At 34.2% G+C, this 21,799-nt stretch carries 16 protein-coding genes; 11 read left to right on the forward strand and 5 right to left on the reverse strand.

From position 1 onward, the window contains the following. Positions 1-7 precede the first annotated feature (7 nt). The 7 genes from gntK to MT340_RS02340 all read left to right on the forward strand — a co-directional run bounded on the left by gntK (position 8) and on the right by MT340_RS02340 (position 9,768). Positions 8-1,546: a gluconokinase gene (gntK, locus tag MT340_RS02310; RefSeq protein WP_243588609.1), complete on the forward strand. Its 1,539-nt coding sequence runs from the start codon at positions 8-10 to the stop codon at positions 1,544-1,546. Between the two features lie 42 nt (positions 1,547-1,588). Next, positions 1,589-2,947: a gluconate:H+ symporter gene (locus MT340_RS02315; RefSeq protein WP_243603539.1), complete on the forward strand. Its 1,359-nt coding sequence runs from the start codon at positions 1,589-1,591 to the stop codon at positions 2,945-2,947. A gap of 262 nt (positions 2,948-3,209) precedes the next feature. Then, positions 3,210-4,076, forward strand: coding sequence for a UTP--glucose-1-phosphate uridylyltransferase GalU (galU, locus tag MT340_RS02320; RefSeq protein ID WP_243588610.1), 867 nt, complete (start codon positions 3,210-3,212; stop codon positions 4,074-4,076). A gap of 1,181 nt (positions 4,077-5,257) precedes the next feature. Further along, positions 5,258-6,502 carry a DNA cytosine methyltransferase gene (locus MT340_RS02325; protein WP_243588611.1) on the forward strand — a complete coding sequence of 415 codons (1,245 nt, stop codon included), beginning with the start codon at positions 5,258-5,260 and terminating at the stop codon, positions 6,500-6,502. After that, positions 6,444-7,793 (forward strand): Eco57I restriction-modification methylase domain-containing protein, encoded by a 1,350-nt coding sequence (locus tag MT340_RS02330; RefSeq protein WP_243588612.1) that lies wholly within the window; start codon positions 6,444-6,446, stop codon positions 7,791-7,793. The genes MT340_RS02325 and MT340_RS02330 overlap by 59 nt, the downstream gene beginning before the upstream one ends. Beyond that, positions 7,790-9,019 carry a hypothetical protein gene (locus tag MT340_RS02335; protein WP_243588613.1) on the forward strand — a complete coding sequence of 410 codons (1,230 nt, stop codon included), beginning with the start codon at positions 7,790-7,792 and terminating at the stop codon, positions 9,017-9,019. The genes MT340_RS02330 and MT340_RS02335 overlap by 4 nt, the downstream gene beginning before the upstream one ends. Before the next feature lie 557 nt (positions 9,020-9,576). Further along, complete coding sequence (locus tag MT340_RS02340; RefSeq protein WP_243588614.1) at positions 9,577-9,768, forward strand: hypothetical protein; 192 nt, start codon at positions 9,577-9,579, stop codon at positions 9,766-9,768. Between the two features lie 156 nt (positions 9,769-9,924). Here the strand turns inward: MT340_RS02340 and MT340_RS02345 are convergent, their stop codons facing one another. Then, positions 9,925-10,194, reverse strand: coding sequence for a DUF1413 domain-containing protein (locus MT340_RS02345; protein ID WP_243603542.1), 270 nt, complete (start codon positions 10,192-10,194; stop codon positions 9,925-9,927). 185 nt (positions 10,195-10,379) lie between these two features. On the opposite strand from MT340_RS02345, the gene MT340_RS02350 reads away from it, so the two are divergent. After that, positions 10,380-11,075: an SDR family oxidoreductase gene (locus MT340_RS02350; protein ID WP_243588616.1), complete on the forward strand. Its 696-nt coding sequence runs from the start codon at positions 10,380-10,382 to the stop codon at positions 11,073-11,075. 319 nt (positions 11,076-11,394) lie between these two features. After that, on the forward strand, positions 11,395-12,636 hold the full coding sequence (locus MT340_RS02355) for an acetylornithine deacetylase (RefSeq protein WP_272107573.1): 1,242 nt from the start codon (positions 11,395-11,397) through the stop codon (positions 12,634-12,636). 419 nt (positions 12,637-13,055) lie between these two features. Here the strand turns inward: MT340_RS02355 and MT340_RS02360 are convergent, their stop codons facing one another. The 3 genes from MT340_RS02360 to MT340_RS02370 all read right to left on the reverse strand — a co-directional run bounded on the left by MT340_RS02360 (position 13,056) and on the right by MT340_RS02370 (position 18,586). Then, on the reverse strand, positions 13,056-15,221 hold the full coding sequence (locus tag MT340_RS02360) for an RNA degradosome polyphosphate kinase (RefSeq protein WP_243603543.1): 2,166 nt from the start codon (positions 15,219-15,221) through the stop codon (positions 13,056-13,058). A gap of 98 nt (positions 15,222-15,319) precedes the next feature. Continuing rightward, positions 15,320-16,861: an exopolyphosphatase gene (gene ppx, locus MT340_RS02365; RefSeq protein ID WP_243603544.1), complete on the reverse strand. Its 1,542-nt coding sequence runs from the start codon at positions 16,859-16,861 to the stop codon at positions 15,320-15,322. A 180-nt stretch (positions 16,862-17,041) separates the two neighbouring features. Then, positions 17,042-18,586: an AbgT family transporter gene (locus tag MT340_RS02370; protein WP_243588619.1), complete on the reverse strand. Its 1,545-nt coding sequence runs from the start codon at positions 18,584-18,586 to the stop codon at positions 17,042-17,044. A 262-nt stretch (positions 18,587-18,848) separates the two neighbouring features. On the opposite strand from MT340_RS02370, the gene MT340_RS02375 reads away from it, so the two are divergent. Further along, positions 18,849-19,667: an SDR family oxidoreductase gene (locus MT340_RS02375; protein ID WP_243588620.1), complete on the forward strand. Its 819-nt coding sequence runs from the start codon at positions 18,849-18,851 to the stop codon at positions 19,665-19,667. Between the two features lie 410 nt (positions 19,668-20,077). On the opposite strand, the gene MT340_RS02380 is transcribed toward MT340_RS02375, so the two are convergent. Continuing rightward, positions 20,078-21,154 (reverse strand): M42 family metallopeptidase, encoded by a 1,077-nt coding sequence (locus MT340_RS02380; RefSeq protein ID WP_243588621.1) that lies wholly within the window; start codon positions 21,152-21,154, stop codon positions 20,078-20,080. A 170-nt stretch (positions 21,155-21,324) separates the two neighbouring features. Between MT340_RS02380 and MT340_RS02385 the strand changes: the two genes are divergently transcribed. Beyond that, positions 21,325-21,783 carry a YehR family lipoprotein gene (locus MT340_RS02385; protein WP_243603545.1) on the forward strand — a complete coding sequence of 153 codons (459 nt, stop codon included), beginning with the start codon at positions 21,325-21,327 and terminating at the stop codon, positions 21,781-21,783. Positions 21,784-21,799 lie beyond the last annotated feature (16 nt).

The raw sequence follows: 21,799 nt of genomic DNA on the forward strand, positions 1-21,799 counted from the left end.
GAATACTATGAAATACATGATTGGCGTTGATATTGGTACCACAAGTACGAAATCAGTGCTATACGACGAGAATGGACAATTTATTATGAAGCATAATATTGGTTATCCATTACATACGCCAAACGTAGATGTTTCAGAAGAGAACCCAGATGAACTATTTGATGCTGTTTTAATGACAGTGAAATACGTTGTGCGAGAAGCGGGTGTTAAGAAAGAAGATATCAAACTCATTTCTTTCAGTGCACAAATGCATAGTTTGGTCGCGCTAGATGCGCAACATTCAAGATTAACGGAAAGTATCACTTGGGCAGATAATCGCGCAAGTAAATACGCTGATCGCATCACTCAAGAACATAACGGTCATGAAATTTATCAACGCACAGGCACACCGATTCATCCTATGTCACCTTTATCTAAAATCTTCTGGATGAAACATGAGCAACCTGAAATTTATAACCAAACGGCTATGTTCGCTGACATTAAGACATATATCTTCTATCAACTCTTTGAACAATATGTCATCGATCATTCTATGGCTTCAGCAACAGGTATGTTTAATTTGGAAAAGTTGGATTGGGATGAAGAAGCACTCAAATTATTAGGTATCTCACGAGAACAATTACCTAAACTTGTACCAACGACGCATATCTTAACAGGTATGAAAAAACGCTACGCCACATTAATGGGCATTGATGAAAATACCCCAATCGTAGTGGGTGCAAGCGATGGCGTACTGTCAAACTTAGGCGTTAACAGTTATAAAAAAGGGGAAGTTGCCGTCACAATCGGGACGTCAGGTGCCATTCGTACTGTCATCAATAAACCACGTACTGATTACAAAGGACGTATATTCTGTTACGTGTTAGACGAAGACCATTACGTCATTGGTGGACCAGTTAATAACGGAGGCGTCATTCTTAGATGGTTACGTGACGAACTCTTGGCTAGTGAAGTTGAAACGGCCAAACGCTTAGGCGTAGACCCGTACGATGTACTAACAAAAATCGCAAGTCGCGTTAAACCAGGCGCAGAAGGTTTAATCTTCCATCCTTATTTAGCCGGCGAACGCGCACCGCTTTGGAACGCAGATGCACGCGGTTCATTCTTTGGCTTAACACTATCACATCAGAAAGAACACATGATTCGTGCCGCTCTAGAAGGTGTACTTTACAACCTTTACACGGTATACCTTGCACTAGTTGAAGTGATGAACGAAACGCCTAGCACGATTAAAGCGACAGGCGGTTTCGCCAAGAGTGAAGTATGGCGTCAAATGATGGCAGACATCTTTGATACTGATCTTATCGTGCCAGAAAGCTACGAGAGTTCTTGCCTTGGCGCATGTGTCTTAGGCTTAAAAGCGTTAGGAGAAATTGAAGACTTCTCTATTATTGAAAAGATGGTAGGAACAACTAACGCACATAAACCGAACCAAGAAACCGTTAAAGTATATCAACAATTAGTATCCATCTTTATTAATCTTAGTCGTTCATTAGAAGATCGCTACGCAGAAATTGCAGATTTCCAACGCAAGCACATGGATTAAATTATTGCATCATAAATTAGAAACACAATGGGAGGACTTACAATGTTTGGAGAGATTTGGCCACTTATTAGCGTGGTAATTGGAATATTATTACTCTTATCATTAATCATTTTTTTGAAATTAAATACATTTATTTCATTAATTATTACCTCAGTCGTTACAGCTATTCTTTTAGGCATGCCATTAAATAAAGTCATGAGTACGATTGAAACCGGTATGGGCAGTACACTCGGACATATCGCACTTATCTTTGGACTTGGTGCCATTCTAGGTAAATTACTAGCAGATGGCGGAGGCGCTAATCGCATTGCAGATACATTAATCGCTAAATTCGGACAGAAACATGTTCAATGGGCAATGTTAGTCGCAGCCTTTATCGTCGGTATCGCACTATTCTTTGAAGTAGGTTTAGTATTATTAATTCCATTAGTATTCACTATCGCAAAACGTGCGAAAGTATCACCACTGAAACTTGGATTACCAATGGTGACAGCCTTATCAGTAACACACGGCTTCTTACCACCACATCCTGGACCAGTAGTCATCGCTAAAGAATTAAAAGCCAATATAGGACAAGTTTTATTATTCGGTATCATTATCGCTATTCCAGTTACTATCATTGCTGGACCCATCTTCAATAAAGTAGCACAAAAAATTATCCCTTCAGCCTATACGCGCGAAGGCGATATTTCAGCTTTAGGCTCTCAAAAAGAATTCAAAGACTCTGAAATGCCAGGATTCGGTTTAAGTATCTTTACAGCAATCTTACCAGTCATCTTAATGTTAGTTTCAACGATTGTTCAATTAATTACTGGTCATCAAGAAGCTAAAAATGTATTTGAACAAATCATTTACTTCATTGGTACAGCCGGCACAGCAATGTTAATTTCAGTCATCTTTGCTATCTTCTCAATGGGCTTACATCGCGGTAGAAAAATGGACGACATCATGAAATCAGTCACAGATGCTATCTACCCAATCGGCATGATGATCCTCATCATTGGCGGTGGCGGGACATTCAAGCAAGTACTAATCGACGGTGGCGTAGGGGATACCATTGCGAAAATGTTCGAAGGTTCAACAATGTCACCAATCTTACTTGCATGGATTGTCGCAGCCGTATTACGAATCGCATTAGGCTCAGCAACCGTAGCAGCCATCTCAACAACAGGTATCGTCTTACCATTATTACAACACTCAGACGTCAACGTCGCACTCGTCGTACTCGCAATCGGAGCAGGAAGCGTCATCCTATCACACGTAAACGACGCAGGATTCTGGATGTTCAGAGAATACTTCGGACTAACAATCAAAGAAACATTCCTAACATGGTCACTACTCGAAACCATCATCTCAGTATCAGGAATTATCTTCATCCTATTTATAAGCTTATTTGTATAAGAAATATTCATGAAAGCACTCACCACAAAAGGGGGAGTGTTTTTTGATAGAAAAACTTATAAGTTTTTCTACAAACAACATTATATTAGTTTTAAAAATGATTATTCATTAAACAGTAAATTTCTAACATAAATGGCACCACTAGAGTAGCTCTTGTGCCACCCGTACTTAAATTAATATGCTATTGCTAGGAAAGAATTCCAAAGAATGATAAACTAACAAATGATATAAAAGACAGAATGTGCAAAGGAGTTACTTGAGTTTGAAACAGATTAAAAAAGCGATCATACCTGCCGCTGGTTTAGGAACGAGATTTTTACCAGCCACGAAAGCGATGCCTAAGGAAATGCTTCCTATTTTAGACAAACCAACAATTCAATACATAGTGGAAGAAGCCTCTCGTGCAGGAATTGAAGATATTATTATAGTAACCGGCAAACATAAACGTGCGATTGAAGATCACTTCGATAATCAAAAAGAATTAGAAATGGTGCTTGAAGAAAAAGGAAAAACAGACCTACTAGAAAAAGTTCAATATTCAACAGATTTAGCCAATATTTTTTATGTTCGTCAAAAAGAACAAAAAGGTTTAGGCCATGCGATTTATACTGCTCGTCAGTTTATCGGTGATGAACCATTTGCCGTGCTTCTAGGAGATGACATTGTAGAATCAGACGAACCCGCTATCAAACAATTAATGAACGTATATGAAGAAACAGGTCACTCAGTGATTGGCGTTCAAGAAGTGCCAGAGAATGTTACACATCGTTATGGTATTATTGAACCTCTAGGAAAAGATGGCCGTCGTTACGAAGTAAAACAATTTGTTGAGAAACCAGCTCAAGGCACAGCACCATCAAACCTAGCAATCATGGGACGTTACATTTTAACACCTGAAATTTTTGAGTACCTTAAAACACAAAAAGAAGGCGCCGGCAATGAAATACAATTAACCGACGCCATCGAACGCATGAACAACGATATTCAAGTTTACGCTTACGACTTTGATGGCAATCGCTTCGACGTAGGAGAAAAACTTGGCTTCGTCAAAACAACCATCGAATACGCACTAAAAGATCCAAAAATGAAAGACGAACTCGTTCACTTCATTAAAGAACTAGGACTATAAATAACAATTTAATACATCAAGAAAGCCTAAGATAGTAGCTAATATAATTATTGACTACCCAATCTTAGGCTTTTTTATTAATGTTATCTTATAATTTTGTTGTGTATTAAAAATATTATATAATATCGTTATAAAACTAAGTTACAGTCATGTATTACCTCAAACAGCTTAAGAATTTGTTTGTAGTAAAGGGGGTGATAACACATGGCTGTTGACATAATAGTAAATATTCATGTGAATTCTTTGGATTTAACATATTTTATAATATATATCATTATGACCTACAAATGGCATAAAAATAGCTCATCTTATAGTGGATTAAGATGAGCACTTAATAAAATAAGCTGTTTGTAGAAAACATATGTTTTGAGTTGACCCTCAAAATATGTTGCTTAGTTTTTCCACCTAGTGCCATTTTCAAAAACTCTAGGTGTATTTTTATACTTTTATTTTACTATGAACATATTATTAATGCAAATTCAAATAAAGTAAAAGACCCACCTCATTTTCCGCTAAGATGAGTCTTTAGGAATTTAACACCTAGGCATCTATCCCACTAAAATATAAATCCTTCACTACATATTAGATCGAAATCTAATATACCTAAATTATAATATAGAAAAATTAATCAAAACACCCCGCACAATAGCAATTCCTTGACCAAAAATATCACTTTTTAAACTTTTTTACGATTTTAATTAAAAAAGCTATAATCTTTAAATAAATAATAATTAAAAGACTATAGCCTAACAAAGGAGTATTCAATTTCGAAGAACTCAATAACTTTGAAATTGTTCCAACCTACTCCCTCCCTAATTGTAATAGTGCATGAAACTATTACTATTTTAATATAGTATCTTTTTAATAAAAAGAGCCCACAATAGCAAAGTTTTGAAAAAAATTATCAATTTTTAAACAAATTTTGAATAATGATAGATTTACAGAAAATATCACTTTATAACTTTCGCTTTGGGAAAAATGAAGATTTTTTTAAAGTTAGTCTTATCAAAATACGATATATTTAACTTCTATGAAGAAAATGATTGATAGAATAACATTAAAATCATTTTGTTGATAACAACTTTAAAAATGATGATTACGTAATTTAAGTTAATGAGTTCAATAAGTATATACCATGAAATTTCAAGCTGAAAAAAGTGGTTGAATTATGTTATTATATAATGAAAACTAATTTAAGCTGGTGGATTATAATGAATTATGTTTCTTTATTTAGTTCAGCTGGAGTAGGTTGTTATGGTTTTAAACAGCAAGGTTTTAAATGCGCAGCAACTTCGGAATTGATTGAAAAAAGATTAAACGTGCAAAAAGCAAATAATAAAGCGAAATATGATAAATCTTATGTTTTGGGAGATATAACTAAAAAGGAAGTCAAAACAGAACTTTATACAGCTATAAAAGAATATCAAAGTAAAGAAAAAGAAAGTGAAATTGATGTAATTATATTTACAGCTCCTTGTCAAGGAATGTCTGTAGCTAATCATAAAAAAAATGATGGGACTATACAAAAAAATTCTTTAGTCATTGAATCCCTTGAAATTGTTGATAATCTTAATCCTAAATTTTTTGTTGCAGAAAATGTCAGAAGTTTTATGAATACAGTATGCATCGACCATGATAAAAGGATAAAAATTGAAGATGCTTTCAAGAATTGGCTATCTTATAAATACACCTATGAAACTAAAGTAATTAATTTTAAGGATTATGGAGCAAATAGTAGTAGAACAAGGACTATAGTTATAGGGGTGAGAAATGATTTTTATTACGAAGGAATTATGAATGAATTATTTCCTGAAACTGAAAAAAGCAATGTGCTTCGAGAAGTTATTGGTCATCTACCTAGTTTAACAACAATGGGGGAAATTGATCCCAATGATATATATCATAATTTTAAACCGTATAGAGAAGACATGAGAGATTGGATATCCGATTTACACGAAGGTGAAAATGCTTTTGATAATAAAGACCCATTAAAAAGACCTCATCGCAATAAAAATGGAGAAATTATTTTTAACGTCAATAAGAATGGAGATAAGTATAAAAGACAATATTGGGATAAAGTAGCTCCTTGTATTCATACTAGAAATGATATAATTTCGAGTCAAAATACAGTTCACCCTGAAGATGATAGGGTGTTTAGTATTAGAGAACTTATGTTAATGATGAATATTCCTAGAGAATTTAAATGGATTGATGGGTATACTGAAAAAGAGTTAAACCAATTATCCTTAGAAGAAAAGAAAAAAATGTTAAAAACTCATGAAATAAATATCAGACAAAGTATTGGAGAAGCTATACCTACAATAATTATTAATAAAATAGCTAGAAATATCAAGGAAGTTTTAAAAAATGAAAAATGTAAGTCAAAAAGTGAAGAGAATTATAAACAACTACAATTTACAATCTAGAAATAAAGTTTGTGATTTTATTAAGAACAACCCTGAAAATTTGAAATTAAAAGATTTAGCAAAAATAGCTGAATTGATAAATAACAAACGAAATGATACTGCTGCATATTATTCTGATGAAGAATTAATTTCTACCATGTCGCGCTGTTTACCAGATTTTAATAAAAATACTTTGAAAATATTAGAACCGTCAGTGGGGGTTGGAAACTTTCTAGAATTAATTATTAATAAGTATAAAAATTATGATCATATTATAATAGATGTAATAGATGTTGATGAAGACAGTTTAAAAATATGTAAAATTTTAAATCACTATAGAAATTTACCGGAAAATATTGAAATTAATTATTATAATGAAGATTTTCTATTAAAAGAATTTCATAATAAATATGATTTAATTATAGGGAATCCCCCTTTTTTAAAAAAAGGACAAGTTAAAAATTGGGATATATATCAAAAAGTATTAAAAGACTATACAAGTAAAAATACTGCGGCTTTGTTCTTAAATAAATCATTAACTTTGTCTGAAAATATCTTTTTAATAATGCCCAAATATTTTCTACATAATAATGATTTTAGTAAGACGAGAAAGACCAGTTCTCATTATTGTATAAAGGAAATAATAGATTTTGGTGAAAAAGGCTTTAAAGGAGTTCTAATTGAAACTATTGCAATATTAATAAATACAGTAGATAAAAAAGGAATTACTAATGTTTATTCGCTAACTTTAGATAAAAATAATAAAATTGATCAAGGTAAAATGGTTGATGAGGAATTTCCTAGTTGGCTTATTTATAGAAATGATTTTTTTGATAAAATAGCTAGTGATATGACTTTTGGCATATTTAAAGTATTTAGAGATAGATCTATTACAAATGCTCAGTTAACAGACAATGAAAAAAACAATATCAGAGTTATTAAAAGTAGAAATATAAAAAAAGATGGTTCTACAATTATGGATATTAAAAATTATGATGCATATATTACTGAGGATAATTTAAAGGAACATAGTGTATACAAATATTTAGATAGAACTGATGTATTTTTATCACCGAATATGACTTACTATCCAAGAGTCATAAAAAAACCTAAAGGTTGTGTAACTAATGGCTCAGTAGCAATATTAGAAAATGATAGTGGATTACTAATTAAAAATAAGCATCTCAAATTTTGGAATTCAGAAATATTTACAGAATTCTATAAAATCGCTAGAAATTATAGCACTAGAAGTTTGAACATTGATAAAAATAGTGTTTTTTATTTTGGTTTGTATAATGGTGAAAAGGGATGAGTTTGTTGTTAAGTACGGATGATATTTATAAATTTTTTGAAGAGAATAATTTTGAGTATGATATAAGAGTAAGTAATAATGGAAGATGGATCGATCAAAAATGTACTCCAGATGTCTTATGTATTGTTTCAGATTGTACTTTAAATTATGTTGAAGACAATGGAGAGGATTTGAATTTTACAAGTAAAGATATTTGGAGAGCAAATTACACTAAAGAAAATGTAGAAGAAATATTTAATAAGCCAGATACTGAGCATGCTAAATCTGAAAATGAATATGATAAGTTTTTTGCGCAACCTTTAGAGCTTTTAGCCAATGCAAAAATCTTATTTAAAGAAAAAAAGGGTAGAAGCAATATTTATAAAGTTAATAATATTAAAATTTTAGAATATATAGCTTTAAAAGAAAGAAATTCACTAGAGTTTTTAAATATTTATATAAGAAAAGTTTTATCTGACAGTGATTTAACAAGTATGTTTGAACAATTTTTTCAAATACAGACTCAAGATAGCTATATAGAGCTAAAAGATAAATTCGAAAATTTTATTATTAATAATACTAAAATTAATGGCTCTTTAGAAGCTAGAAGAATTTTTACTAAAGTAATAAATCCATTAGCTTTTAAAGAAAAGAAAAAAGGGACTTCTAGAGGCAGAATATCAAAAAATGTAATAACCTATTCAAATTTAATGTATAACACTGAGAATTTTAGAGATAAAAATTTAGATAAACCTAAAAATATGACAAGGCAAGAATGGGCAGTATTGCATAAAAAAGAGGTTAACGTACAGTATTATAAATATCAATCTAAAAAAGCAAAAGTTTTCCTTAGAAAATATAATGATGCCTATAGAAATGGTTTATCAGAAGTAACTGTTGATAATGACCAAGAAAAAGCTACGCAAATACATCATATATTTCCACAGCACCAGTATCCAGAAATATCAATGTACTATGAAAATCTAATTGCAATCACACCCAATCAGCATTTCATAAAAGCGCACCCTAATAATAATACTCAACGTATTGATAAAGATTATCAAGAAATTTTATTAAAATCAAAAGCTGGAATCATTGAAGAAGATATAAGTAATAAAGGTGAAGAATCTATCTATAATTTTGATAACTTTGTAAAAGTGCTTAATTCTGGATTTAATAGCGAGTATTCTATTAGAGAAAATGATTTTATAAGTGTTATGGAAACTATTAGTGATTACTATAGTTAGCAAATTAATATATTATAGATTTGAAAAGCTTGTTTTCTATAATGAATGGAAAACAAGCTTTTTAATTTTTATTGATAGCAAAAGTTTTGTGAAACCCAAATAAACAAGTTGTATATTATTATAATTATTAATTTAAGATACCTAGATATTGAAGTTTTACGACACTCCAACGTTGATTATAAATGAACCTAAATGCTAAAAAGCACTTAGGTAAGAAATTCTAAAGATGAACTACGAATGACGTTGTGTGACGCCTGAGGGAGCAGGATGAGTGTCGAGACCAAGGCTCGACCCAGCCCCCTAGGCAAGCATCACAACAGAATGAGTAAATGGTCATCTAAGAATTTCTTTAAAAGCCTACAAGTTGAGAAGATCCCCTAGGAAAGGGAGCAAAAAACGTAACGAACTAAATACTATATACATAAAAAGTTTAGTAGGTTTTATTTTCAAAAAAATGAACTATTTGTGAAAAGTATCACAAAATGCTTTAAAAAATTTTAAAAGGGTGTATTATTAAGAATGTAAGGAATGAGTAATTACTAATTGGAGTGATACTGATGAGAAAAGTAATTGAAGAAGTTATTTTTTCTGATGAAGGCAGTTATGATATTTATTTGAAAACTGGCGTTAATCAAGGAATGATCGGTGACATTAAAGATGGCTACTTAACCATCGATTCTATTCCATATATTGATGCCGAACGCCTTTATTACTACGGACTCGAACGTAAATCATTAGTCACAAACTAACACCAAAATTGAATGACCTCCTATCCATTCAAATAGATATGCCCTCGGGTGAGCAAACGGGGGCATAACCATAAATATACCCCTAATCATTCTGGAATAATGTGTTGAAAGCCCATGTCTTACCGAGTGAGACATGGGCTTCTAGTTTATAATGATTTAAAATTGATCTTTGAAATTTTTCTTAACTTCATTGTAATCATATTTTTGATTATATAACTTGAATTTAATACCATCCTCCGTTGAAAATGGCATTCTCACATTTGGAATACCCTCAAGTCGCATAATAAATTCTCTTTCTTGACGTGTACGTTGACGTACTGACATTTCTAACCATTCTTCTTCTGTGTATAAGTCTTCAAAACGGAATGTAAAACTTGTTCTGCTCATTTCAGCACGCAACTTTTGAATACGTTCTTCAAATGTCATAGATTTTCCTCCTATCAATATGCCCAATACTTTGCCATATATTAACTTTATTACGTTTTTATGATTTTTACAATTACTCGTGTGATTTTCGCTAAGAATTTTTAAAAATAATGGTATAAGTGGGTTTAGGATTTAAACATTTAGGAAAGGTAATCAATGAAACTAGAAAAAAGGGTGACGTAAACATGACAGAATTAAAAGAACGTGTGGCAATTGTGACAGGTGCGAGCAGTGGCATTGGCGCAACGATCGCTAAAACACTTGCGAAAGAAGGCGTAAAAGTCGTATTAGCTGGACGTAGTGATGAGAAACTACAAGAAGTTGCTAAAGATATGAACGAAGGCGACTTCCTAATCACACCAACGAATGTGAAATTTAAAGATGAAGTAGACGCTTTAGTGGAAAACGCCATCGCAAAATTCGGCAAAGTAGATTTCTACGTAAACTGTGCCGGTGTTAATACTTCAGCGCGTATTACGAAATATGATTTAGATGAATGGGAAGCGATGATTGATACAAATATTAAAGGTTTATTATATGGCGTACATGCCGTATTACCTAAATTTGAAGAACAAGGTTCAGGTCATTTAGTTAATTTAGCTTCTGTGTCAGCGACTGAAGTATCTAATGAAAGCACATTATATAGTGCGACTAAGTCAGCTGCCTTAATGATATTTAACGGTTTAGAGAAAGAACTTGCACGCACAGGTATCAAAACGACAAGTATCCATCCTGGCATGGTAGCAACACCTATGACAGAGAATACGGACTTTGGTGGCCGTAAGAAACTTGATCCTGAAAACATTGCAGATGCTGTGGTTTATGCTTTAACACAGCCTGATCATGTGAATGTGAACGAAATTACCGTGCGACCTGTTTAATATAATATAATATGATATGAGAAGGAGGCTGAGACAAATAAAATGTCTCAGCCTCTGTTAGCATTTTGGCAGTAGCTAACTGAATTGAAATGCACTTATATTAAGCTTTTTCAATTCTAGTTATTCTTGCCGGGGAGCGGGGCCCTAACATAGAGACTTTCGAAAAAGAAAGTCTACGGTCAACGTGAGTTGGGGTTGGACGACGAAATTATTTTAATTTCTGTCTCGCTCCCCTCTTTGTTTTTATACGGAATGTGGTGTGTTGAAATGATACACTTAGGGTGAAGGGCAGTAATAGGGTATTCATTTTCAAAAAGGAGTGGCTGAGATGGAACAACGTCTTTATGAATTATTGGATTTATTGGTGCGATTTAATACGGAAAGTCCGCCGGGTCGTAATACAGATCCATTGCAGGATGAGATTGAGCAGTTGTTACGTGGACTAGATTTCGATATTCAGCGTGAGCGTCTGTATGACAATGATAGTGTGATTGTGGCTACGCTAAAGGGTGAGGATCCTAATGCACCGAAATTAATCTTGAATGGTCATGTAGATGTGGCGTCTGTGGAAGATGATTCAAATTGGGACTACCCACCGTTTAAACTTACTGAACAAGAGGGTTGGTTATATGGTCGCGGTGTGAGTGACATGAAAGGTGGTATGGCCACGCTCTTCTATGTTCTTGAAAAGTTGCATCAAGAAGGTCGCCAGCCTAAAGGTGATATTATTGTGCAATCTGTGGTAGGTGAAGAGGTCGGCGAAGCGGGTACGAAATTGGCTTGTGAAATAGGAGCTAAAGCCGATTTAGCGTTGGTGTTAGATACGAGTGAGAATATGGCGCTAGGGCAAGGTGGCGTAATCACTGGTTGGATTACGGTGAAAAGTAAGAACACCATTCACGATGGCGCACGTAGTCAAATGATTCATGCAGGTGGTGGATTATTTGGTGCGAGTGCGATTGAAAAGATGACGAAAATTATTCAAGCGTTGAATGAATTAGAACAGCATTGGGCAGTTATGAAACACAGTCCCGGTATGCCCCCAGGCGCTAATACGATTAACCCAGCCGTCATTGAAGGAGGACGACATCCAGCGTTTATAGCGGACGAATGTCGTTTATGGATTACGGTGCATTACTTACCGAATGAAAGCTATGAAGATGTAATCGCTGAAATTGAAGATTACCTAAATCGCGTAGCAGAAGTGGATATTTGGCTTCGTGAAAACCCATTACAATTTGAATGGGGTGGCGAATCCATGATTGAAGATAAAGGTGAAATCTTCCCAAGCTTTACAATTCCTTTAGAACATCCTGGATTTAAACAATTACAAGAGGCTCATCGTAACGTCTATGACAGTGAAATGGAACATGGCATGAGCACGACAGTAACAGATGGTGGTTGGACAGCCCATTTCGGTATACCGACTATACTGTATGGGCCAGGTAGCCTAGAAGAAGCCCATAGCGTAGATGAAAAAATAGAAGCAGACGAGTTAAGCACCTATAGCGACGTACTTTACACATTCCTCAACCATTGGTACGACCATCCAGAAAAATAAATAGATTTGAAGAATTTTATTTAAATAATAAATTATAAAAATAAATAACGAGTAGTGAGTGCGAACACGTAAATGCGATATAGTTATTGGTAAACGTCAGTGTTCATGCACTTACATAAGTAGTTCTAAAATGGATAATGGAATGTAGTTATGCTGAGTAAAGGAACTTAATGATTAACATTTAAGTAAGAAATTCTAAAGATGACCTACGAATGACGTTGTGTGACGCCTGAGGGAACAGTACAAGTTGAAGACCTTAGAAATCCCCACAGATTTATCTGTGAGGTATTTCTGGCTGAAACTGTACCCTAGGCAAGCATCACAACAGAATGAGTAGTAGCTAATGGTAGAAGAACTATAAAGATAAATGAAAAAGGCAATGGCCCGATTAAGGACCATTGCCTTTACTAGTACAAAGACTATTTTTTAAATGAATGACGAATACGGTTCATCCAGCCAGCACGACGTTTAGAAACGACGGGCATGCCTGAAGGTTGTGCAGTTTGTTTCTTTAGCTCCTGACCGTACTTCATTGCTTCTTGCATTAAGTAAACTTGAGAGTTTAATGGAGATAAATTGTTTTGAACATAGTGGTACTCACCATTTTGATCTTGATAACGCCCTTTTTGGTTATCAGACAATTGTAAATCCATAAAGTCTACTAAACGTTTACCAATTTCTTTATCTTCTACAGGGAATAGAATTTCCACACGCTTAATCATATTACGTGTCATTACGTCTGCAGATGATAAGTAAATACGTTCGTCGCCATTGTTATGGAAGTAATAAATACGTGAATGTTCTAATAAACGTCCTACGATACTTACTACTTCGATATTTTCACTGATACCAGGAACACCTGGTTTTAAGCAACAAATACCACGAATGATTAATTGGATTTTTACACCCGCTTGTGATGCTTCGAATAACTTTTCAATAATTGCTTTATCTGTTAATGAGTTCATCTTCATCATGATTTTACCGTTACCATGTTGAAGATGGCTACTAATTTCTTTATCGATACGATCAATGAAGACGTCACGAATATCGAATGGCGCTACGATTAATTTATTATATTCTGGTTTAACCGAGTAGCCACTTAAGTAGTTGAAGAAGTTGATCGCATCTTCTGCAATTTCTTTATTTGTTGTGATGATACCCATGTCAGTGTAAAGTTTCGCTGTTTTATCATTATAGTTACCTGTACCTAAGTGTACGAATGATGTTAATTCGCCACCGATACGTTTGACCACTAGGGCGATTTTACTGTGTGTTTTTAAATGCGTCATACCGTAGATAACGTGACATCCCGCATCTTCTAACATACGTGCCCAATGAACGTTATTCTCTTCATCGAAACGTGCTTTTAATTCTACAAGTACGGTTACTTGTTTACCTTTTTCAGCAGCTTCTTTTAAGCTGTTAATAATCGGTGAATCTTTACTTACACGGTACAACGTTTGTTTAATGGCTACTGTGTTTGGATCATCAGCAGCTTCACGAATGAAGTCGACGATAGGTTCAAAAGATTCGTATGGATGATGGAAGAAGATGTCACGTTTTAATGCAAGGTCATATAAGTTGTTATTACCTAAAGAACGTGGAATTTGTGGCGTATATTTCTCATAAGTTAAGTAATTTAATTTATGAGATAAATGGCCAACTAGACCAAAGATAAATGTTAAATCTAATGGTCCATTTAAGAAATAAACGTCTTGTTTATCCACTTCAAGTGTTTCAATGAGCCAGTCTAAATCATCTGGATTAGCTGTACGACCATCTACTTCTAAACGTACGGCTGAACCACTTTTACGTTCTTTTAAGAAACGTTCGATTTCGATTAATAAATCTTCTGCACCATCTTCATGAATCGTTAAATCGGCGTTTCTTGTAATTCTGAATGTAAATGTATTTAGAACTTCATATCCAGTGAATAAGTAGTTAATGAAGTATGTAATTACGTCTTCAACCATAACTACATATTGCTTAGCTCCTTCATTGTAAGTTAAGAATCTTGGAATGAGTGAAGGAATTTGGACAATAGCTGAATTAATTGCATCCTCAGTATCAATATCAACAAAGATATTTAAACTTTTGTTATTTAATTTTGGGAAAGGATGGTACGCATCAATGCCAAGTGGCGTTAAAGTTGGTAAGATGGTTAATTTGAAATCTCTTTCTAACTTAGTTATTAATGTGTCAGATAGTTCATCCGGTTTGCACATAACGATGTCGTAATCTTTTAATTCCTCAATTAATTCATTGTAGCGTTCGTATTGTTTGTCAACGAATTTTTTAGCTTTTTCTTGGATGGCGTCAACTTGTTCTTGTGGTGTCATTTGTGCTTTGTTTTCAGGTTTGTCATATCCCATTTTAACTTGGTCTTTTAAACCAGCGACACGAACCATAAAGAATTCATCTAAGTTCGAACTAAAAATTGACACGAAATTTAATTTTTCGAGTAGTGGATTGTTATTATCGTATGATTCTTGTAGTACGCGATAGTTGAAATCCAACCAACTTAATTCGCGGTTATTATAGTATTGTGGTAAACTGATATCATTTTCTCCCAATTGAGTTTGCATATTCCAAATACACCTCGTCATTTCCTCAAATATACTTTATTTATAGTGATTTTATAGTCAATGGCAGAATGACCTAATTATAAGATATCATATTAACTTTAAGATTTTGTAAAGATGATAGAAACTTTCCCTTTTAGTATCTTTTCTATATGTTTTTTTTGTCTTGTAGCTTGATACTCTTCAGCGATAGGTTCACCATCTGCGTAATAAACAGTAAGTTCATAATCATCTTCGCCTTTTTTCTTTTTCTTCAATTCCACATCGTCCACGAAACTTGTATGTGAAATATTGAGTGCATTGATGAATTTAATAATGCCACCCAATGCTTGAATCGTATCGATTTCTTTATTATTAAACCATTCTGTTTCTTTGCAATAAAACTTAAGTAGTGATTTATTTTTAAAACTAGCGAGTAATGCTAGTTTTACACGGTCTTTATGCGTGTAACCATTAATCATTGAGTTCGCAATAATATAGTAAGTATGTGGCGAACTTGAATCTGAATCAATAAAGCTACCTAAATAATAGATATAAGCGCCTTCTTCAAATAAGCGTTGATCATTATCGCTAACATCTAAATCGCGCATCTCAATAAGTTGAGATAATAAAGATTTAGCTAATTTTAAGCGGGCTTGTGAACTCACATCCTCAATATGATATTCACGTGCTAAAAAATGGATTGACTCTTTTCGCACATTACTTTTATCGAATACATCTGGATAACTTTCACGAATTTGTTTAATGACATAGCCTTCGCGTAAACCATTTCTTGAAAATGTAAATTGTGTTGCGTCTACTTTTTTATAAAGTGCTTTAAAAACAGACACCGCTGGTAAAATAATGTCTACTCGGTCGCGACTTAACCCATCTAAATTGGTTAAATCATCACGTGAACTTTTACGGATAATATCATAAACTTCATCAATATCTTTATTTGTCATTGTATAGTTATGAACGCCACCAATAGGATAGGAATGTTCAGCTTGATGGATACGAGCTACGTTTCGAGCAGAACCGCCTACACCAACTAGCGCTACTTCTTGATCCTTTAACCAATCTAACGTATCAAATTGTTGTGATAAAAACTTCTCCATATCCTTAATCGCACTTTTATCGTTATGATCTTTGTCTTCGAAGAATTTGCGTTTTAATGTCACAACACCGAATGGGAAACTATGCGATTCAAACAATTCTTTATCTTTAAATAGTGTAACTTCTGTGGAACCGCCCCCGATATCTACAGATACACCATTTTCTATTTCAGTGGTATGTGTAATTGCATAGAAACCATAATACGCTTCATCTTTTTCAGGTATGATTTGAATATCGAGCCCGACTTCTTTTTTTACGGCTTTAGCGATTTCATCGTTATTCTTTGATTGACGAATCGCAGCTGTGGCAATGGGATGTAATTCTGTAACATTGAATTTATCCGAAACCGTTTTGAAGCTGTGTAATGCATCGATTAAGACATGTATGCCTTCTTTACTCATCTTATTTTCTTTAGTGAGATATTGGCTCAAGCGGGCAGGGGTTTTAATATTAAGTAATTCACTAAGACCTGTTTGTTTATCGAATTTAAATATTACTAATCTGATGGTATTTGATCCAATATCTATTAAACCTATACGTTCTTCCATCATGTCCTCCTCAATGACTAGAATATGTGTTGAATTTTATTACTTATTTATATTTTTATTTTACCGTAATATTGTGGATTGAAAAAGGGAGCAAGAGCAAATCTTAGCGTATTAATAAGAAAAAAGTAGAAAAGAAATCAATTAATTTGAAAACGATTTCTTTTCTACTCTTATTTCTAATTATTTAGGTATTTTAACAGGGCCACCTGGTCCGAGTGGAATGCCAATTAAGTACCAGATGATTACAAATATAGTCCAAGCGATACTTAAAGCAATGGTGTATGGCATGAGACTTGAAAGGAGTGAACCAAGTTTCATATTTTTATCATACTTTTGCGCATAAGAAAGCAATAATGGCATATAAGGCATCATTGGCGTAATAGGGTTAGTAACTGAATCACCTACACGATAAATCATTTGTGTAAAAGCAGGATGGAAGCCAACTAAAATCATCATTGGCACAAATATAGGTGCGAGGATACCCCATTTAGCTGACGCACTACCAATCAACATATTGACTAAACTACTTAAGAGGATGATACCGATAATAAGAACGATACCATTTTGATGTTGTAATAGTTTGGCGCCATATACTGCGACAATAATTCCTAAGTTACTCCATTGTAGAAAGGCAAGTAATTGAGCCGCAAAGAAGACGATTAAAATGAATGAGCCCATTGAACCTAATGAGTCTGCAATCATAGTGCCTAAGTCTTTTGTGCTTTTAACTTGTTTACTCTTAACTCCGTAAATAATCCCAGGAATTAAGAAGAGGACTAAGATAACTAAACCGACCCCATTAATTAATGGTGAATCGTCTATTAAGCTACCTGTCTTCGCATTACGAAGCCAACTTGATTCAGGAATACAACAAATAATGAGCGCAATAATCAAGACAATAAATGAAATGTTTGCCCATAACAGTGCTTTTTTCTCAGTAGGTGTTACTTTAGATGATGTTTCCTCATCTTCATCTAGGTCAGATTGACTTTCATCATACTTTCCTAAATGGGGAATGACAATTTTAGTTGTTACGAAGTAAATCACTGGTAGTACTAAGAATACACTGGCTGCGATAAAGTACCAGTTCATTGCGACATTAATTTTAACGTTATCTGAGACTATTTTTGTAGCAGGTTCAGTAAAGGCATAAACAAGTGCATCTTGCATACCAATTAACAGATTGGCACCAAATCCTCCAACTGCAGCAGCGTAAGCCATTGTTAAACCGGCAATAGGGTGGTAACCAATCTTAATGAAAAGCATAGCAGCAAGTGGTGGTAAAATCACTGTGGCTGCGTCTCCCGCTAAACTCCCTAAGATACCAATTAAAATAATCGTAGGTAAGATCAATTTATTAGAGGCTTTATTCACGACTGAGATCATTAACTTGTCAAAGTAACCTGTCTTTTCAGCGGCACCGACACCAATCATTACAGCAAGCACCAAGCCAAGTGCCGGGAATTCAGAGAAATTCTTAATTGCATCATTCATAATCATCGCAATACCGTCTGTACTAATAATACTTTTGGCATGAATCACCTTACCGGTACCTGGATGTTTAACTGAAATATTAAATAAAGAGACAATCCACGTGATGATGGCTAAACCGACACACATGAGAAAGAAGAGTACTGCTGGATCGGGTAATTTATTACCCACTTTTTCAACGCCATTTAAAAACTTTGTAAGTAAAGATGGTTTATCTTTTGTATTTGCATTCATGAAATGGCCCCCTTTGTTAGATAACGTAAAGTATAACAAACTAATTTTTAAAATATAGCAATATTCAGAAATTTAAATATAAGAATTATTTATTACTTGAATAAGTTATTTAAATTTAGAAATTTTGGATATTAGGTTTAAAATCTTTTTTGTTAAGCGCTATCATTTGTACGCTCGCGTTTGAGGTGCTTCATTTTGTGGAAAAAGAATGAAGAATAAAATAATAAGTTGAGTAGAAATCAATTTGGGAGCGTGAACAGTTATGAAACGTTTAGAGAATAAAATCGCAGTGATTACAGGGGCCAGCACTGGTATTGGGCAAGCGTCTGCGAAAGCATTAGCTGAAGAAGGTGCGCATGTCTTAGCGTTAGACATTTCTGATGAATTAGAGAAGACTGTCGAAGAGATTAAACAAAATGGTGGTAAAGTGACGGCTTATAAAGTAGATATTTCAGATGATCAACAAGTTCAAGATTTCGCGAAGAAAGCGAAAGAAGAATATGGATGTATTGATGTCATCTTTAATAACGCAGGTGTGGATCACAGTGCAGGTCGTATTCATGAGTATCCAGTGGAAGTGTTTGATAACATTATGAACGTAGATATGAGAGGTACGTTCTTAGTAACGAAATTCTTACTTCCACTAATGATGGATAATGGCGGTTCTATTATTAATACGTCTTCATTCTCAGGACAAGCAGCTGACCTATATCGTTCAGGATATAATGCTGCAAAAGGTGCGGTGATTAACTTTACGAAATCTATCGCGATTGAATATGGCCGTGAGAACATTCGTGCTAATTCGATTGCACCTGGTACAATTGAAACCCCATTAGTAGATAACTTAGCAGGCACGTCTGAAGATGAAGCGGGTAAAACATTCCGTGAAAATCAAAAATGGGTAACACCACTAGGTCGTTTAGGTAAACCAGAAGAAGTAGGCAAACTTGTAGCCTTCTTAGCATCAGACGATAGTTCATTCATTACTGGAGAAACAATCCGTATTGATGGTGGCGTGATGGCATACACTTGGCCTGGCGAAATGCTAAGCGATGACAGTTGGAAAAATACAGTAGAATAAAAATGAATCGTGGTATTTAAAAAGGTCGTTCTATTAGTTTAGAACGACCTTTAATTCGTTATTTATTTTATAAAAATGATATAATATAGCTGTCGTCTTTCCTTAGACGGTAATTCGTTTAAGGGAGGTGGAGTTTATGACGTTAATCTTCGTATTAGTAATAGCCCCGTTACTTAATCGGTGGCTCAATATATTGTTCGATTATTGGTTTGAACAATATAAGAAACGAAAAGGCGACTAATACCAGTACACCATTTGAAAAACCCCAGTCTACTGCCATAGACTGGGGTTTGGTGACGTCATATGACGTTAATCTTCGTTAAATAAAGCATATCATACTCGAGTGTAATAATGCAATATTTCAATAATATCTCTTAAACTATCAACTTTATAATATTTTAACTAGTAAGTTACCATTTTATTTTGTTATAAGCATCATCGTTAAGTGAGCGGACGATTTCAGTTACAAGTCGTACTGAATTTTCATAGTCATCTGTATGCAACACTGACACATTTGAATGCATGTAACGTAATGCCACACCAATAGAAATCGTAGGTATACCTTCATTTGCAACGTGAATACTACCTGCGTCTGTACCACCGCCTGGTGTTGTATCCCATTGAACTGTAATATAATGTTTCTTTGCCACTTCTTTAATGTGTTGACGTAAGCCTTGATGCGCCACATTTGAAGCGTCCATTAATATAACCACAGGGCCATTACCGATAGCTGTTTCATTACCTAAATTAGACATGCCTGGCGTGTCATATGCCACAGCCACGTCTACTGCGATAGCTAAGTCTGGTTTAATTTTATTAGCAGCCACTTTAGCACCACGTAAACCGACTTCTTCTTGTACTGTTGCACCAGAATAAAGGTCGATACCAATTTGTTCATCTTTCAGATTTTTAAGAACATCGATAGCAAGCGCACAACCATAACGGTTGTCGAAGGCTTTAGCAGTTAAATATTTACCATTCGCAAGTTGCTCGAACTCACTATATGGCGTAATCATATTGCCAACTTCGACGCCATGTTGTTCAGCATCTTCTTTACTACGCACACCGATATCAATAAACATCTCTTTAATATCGATTGGCTTTTTACGTGCTTCTGGTGTAAGAACATGAGGCGGTTTAGAACCAATAATACCGCGAATCTCTTTGCCATCATCTGTCGTGATCGTTACTTTTTGTGACAACATCACTTGATTCCACCAGCCACCAATCGGTTGGAATTTGATGAACCCATTATTATCAATGCTTGTCACGATGAAGCCAATTTCGTCTAAGTGTCCTGACACCATTAACGATTTAGTACCTGTTTTACTTTCTTTTTTTCCGAAAATGCCACCCAAACCGTCTTCGATAATTTCATCACTCACGGGTTCTAAATAATGACGCATTGTTTCTTTAACTTTACGTTCGTACCCCGCAATACCATTTACGTCAGTCAATGACTTAAGTAATTCAATTGACTCTTTCATATGTACGTGACCCCCTAATATATAGTTACAATCATTGTAGCATGATTAAACTTAATTTTCTGAAAAAATAATGGTTTCAAATATAAAAAGATTTGAAAAAACTCACATCATCAATAAGTAAGTGCTATAATTTATTGTGAAAATGAATAAAAGGGAAGTAGAGGCATATCATGAAGAAGTTCTTAACGTTAGTGGGTATTATTGTATTATGTGTAAGCATGTTAAGTGCTTGTAGTAAAGAGCGCTCAAAAACATATGAAGGTGATGTTGATGGTAAACATGTCATCACAACTTTGACTTATAAGAAGAATAAAGTATTAAAACAAAACACAATTAGCACTTTAAAATATAATGATTTGGGTATGTCGAAAGAAGAAGGTAAAAAAGCATTTGATGATAATCGTTTACTGAAAGATTATAAAGGTGTCTCTTATAAATTAGAAAATAACCACGAAAAATGGGTGGAAACTGTTGAGATCGACTACAAAAAAGCGGACCTTAAAGAAATAGGAAAACAACTTCCGTACGCTACATTATCTAAAAAAGGTAAAAAAGTGAATATGGAAGGGTCTGTACGTTATTTAAAACATTTAGGATTTAAACAAAAATCGAATATGACGGATGACTAGAAAGAGAAAAGGAGTG

This window comes from Staphylococcus sp. NRL 16/872, assembly GCF_022815905.2.
Classification (GTDB): Bacteria; Bacillota; Bacilli; order Staphylococcales; family Staphylococcaceae; genus Staphylococcus.

Coding starts and splice junctions, on each gene's coding strand:
- gntK (WP_243588609.1), top strand. CDS start 8: ATGAAATACATGATTGGCGTTGATATTGGTACCACAAGTACGAAATCA.
- MT340_RS02315 (WP_243603539.1), top strand. CDS start 1,589: ATGTTTGGAGAGATTTGGCCACTTATTAGCGTGGTAATTGGAATATTA.
- MT340_RS02325 (WP_243588611.1), top strand. CDS start 5,258: ATGAAAACTAATTTAAGCTGGTGGATTATAATGAATTATGTTTCTTTA.
- MT340_RS02330 (WP_243588612.1), top strand. CDS start 6,444: ATGAAAAATGTAAGTCAAAAAGTGAAGAGAATTATAAACAACTACAAT.
- MT340_RS02335 (WP_243588613.1), top strand. CDS start 7,790: ATGAGTTTGTTGTTAAGTACGGATGATATTTATAAATTTTTTGAAGAG.
- MT340_RS02340 (WP_243588614.1), top strand. CDS start 9,577: ATGAGAAAAGTAATTGAAGAAGTTATTTTTTCTGATGAAGGCAGTTAT.
- MT340_RS02345 (WP_243603542.1), bottom strand. CDS start 10,194: ATGACATTTGAAGAACGTATTCAAAAGTTGCGTGCTGAAATGAGCAGA.
- MT340_RS02350 (WP_243588616.1), top strand. CDS start 10,380: ATGACAGAATTAAAAGAACGTGTGGCAATTGTGACAGGTGCGAGCAGT.
- MT340_RS02360 (WP_243603543.1), bottom strand. CDS start 15,221: ATGCAAACTCAATTGGGAGAAAATGATATCAGTTTACCACAATACTAT.
- ppx (WP_243603544.1), bottom strand. CDS start 16,861: ATGGAAGAACGTATAGGTTTAATAGATATTGGATCAAATACCATCAGA.
- MT340_RS02370 (WP_243588619.1), bottom strand. CDS start 18,586: ATGAATGCAAATACAAAAGATAAACCATCTTTACTTACAAAGTTTTTA.
- MT340_RS02375 (WP_243588620.1), top strand. CDS start 18,849: ATGAAACGTTTAGAGAATAAAATCGCAGTGATTACAGGGGCCAGCACT.
- MT340_RS02380 (WP_243588621.1), bottom strand. CDS start 21,154: ATGAAAGAGTCAATTGAATTACTTAAGTCATTGACTGACGTAAATGGT.
- MT340_RS02385 (WP_243603545.1), top strand. CDS start 21,325: ATGAAGAAGTTCTTAACGTTAGTGGGTATTATTGTATTATGTGTAAGC.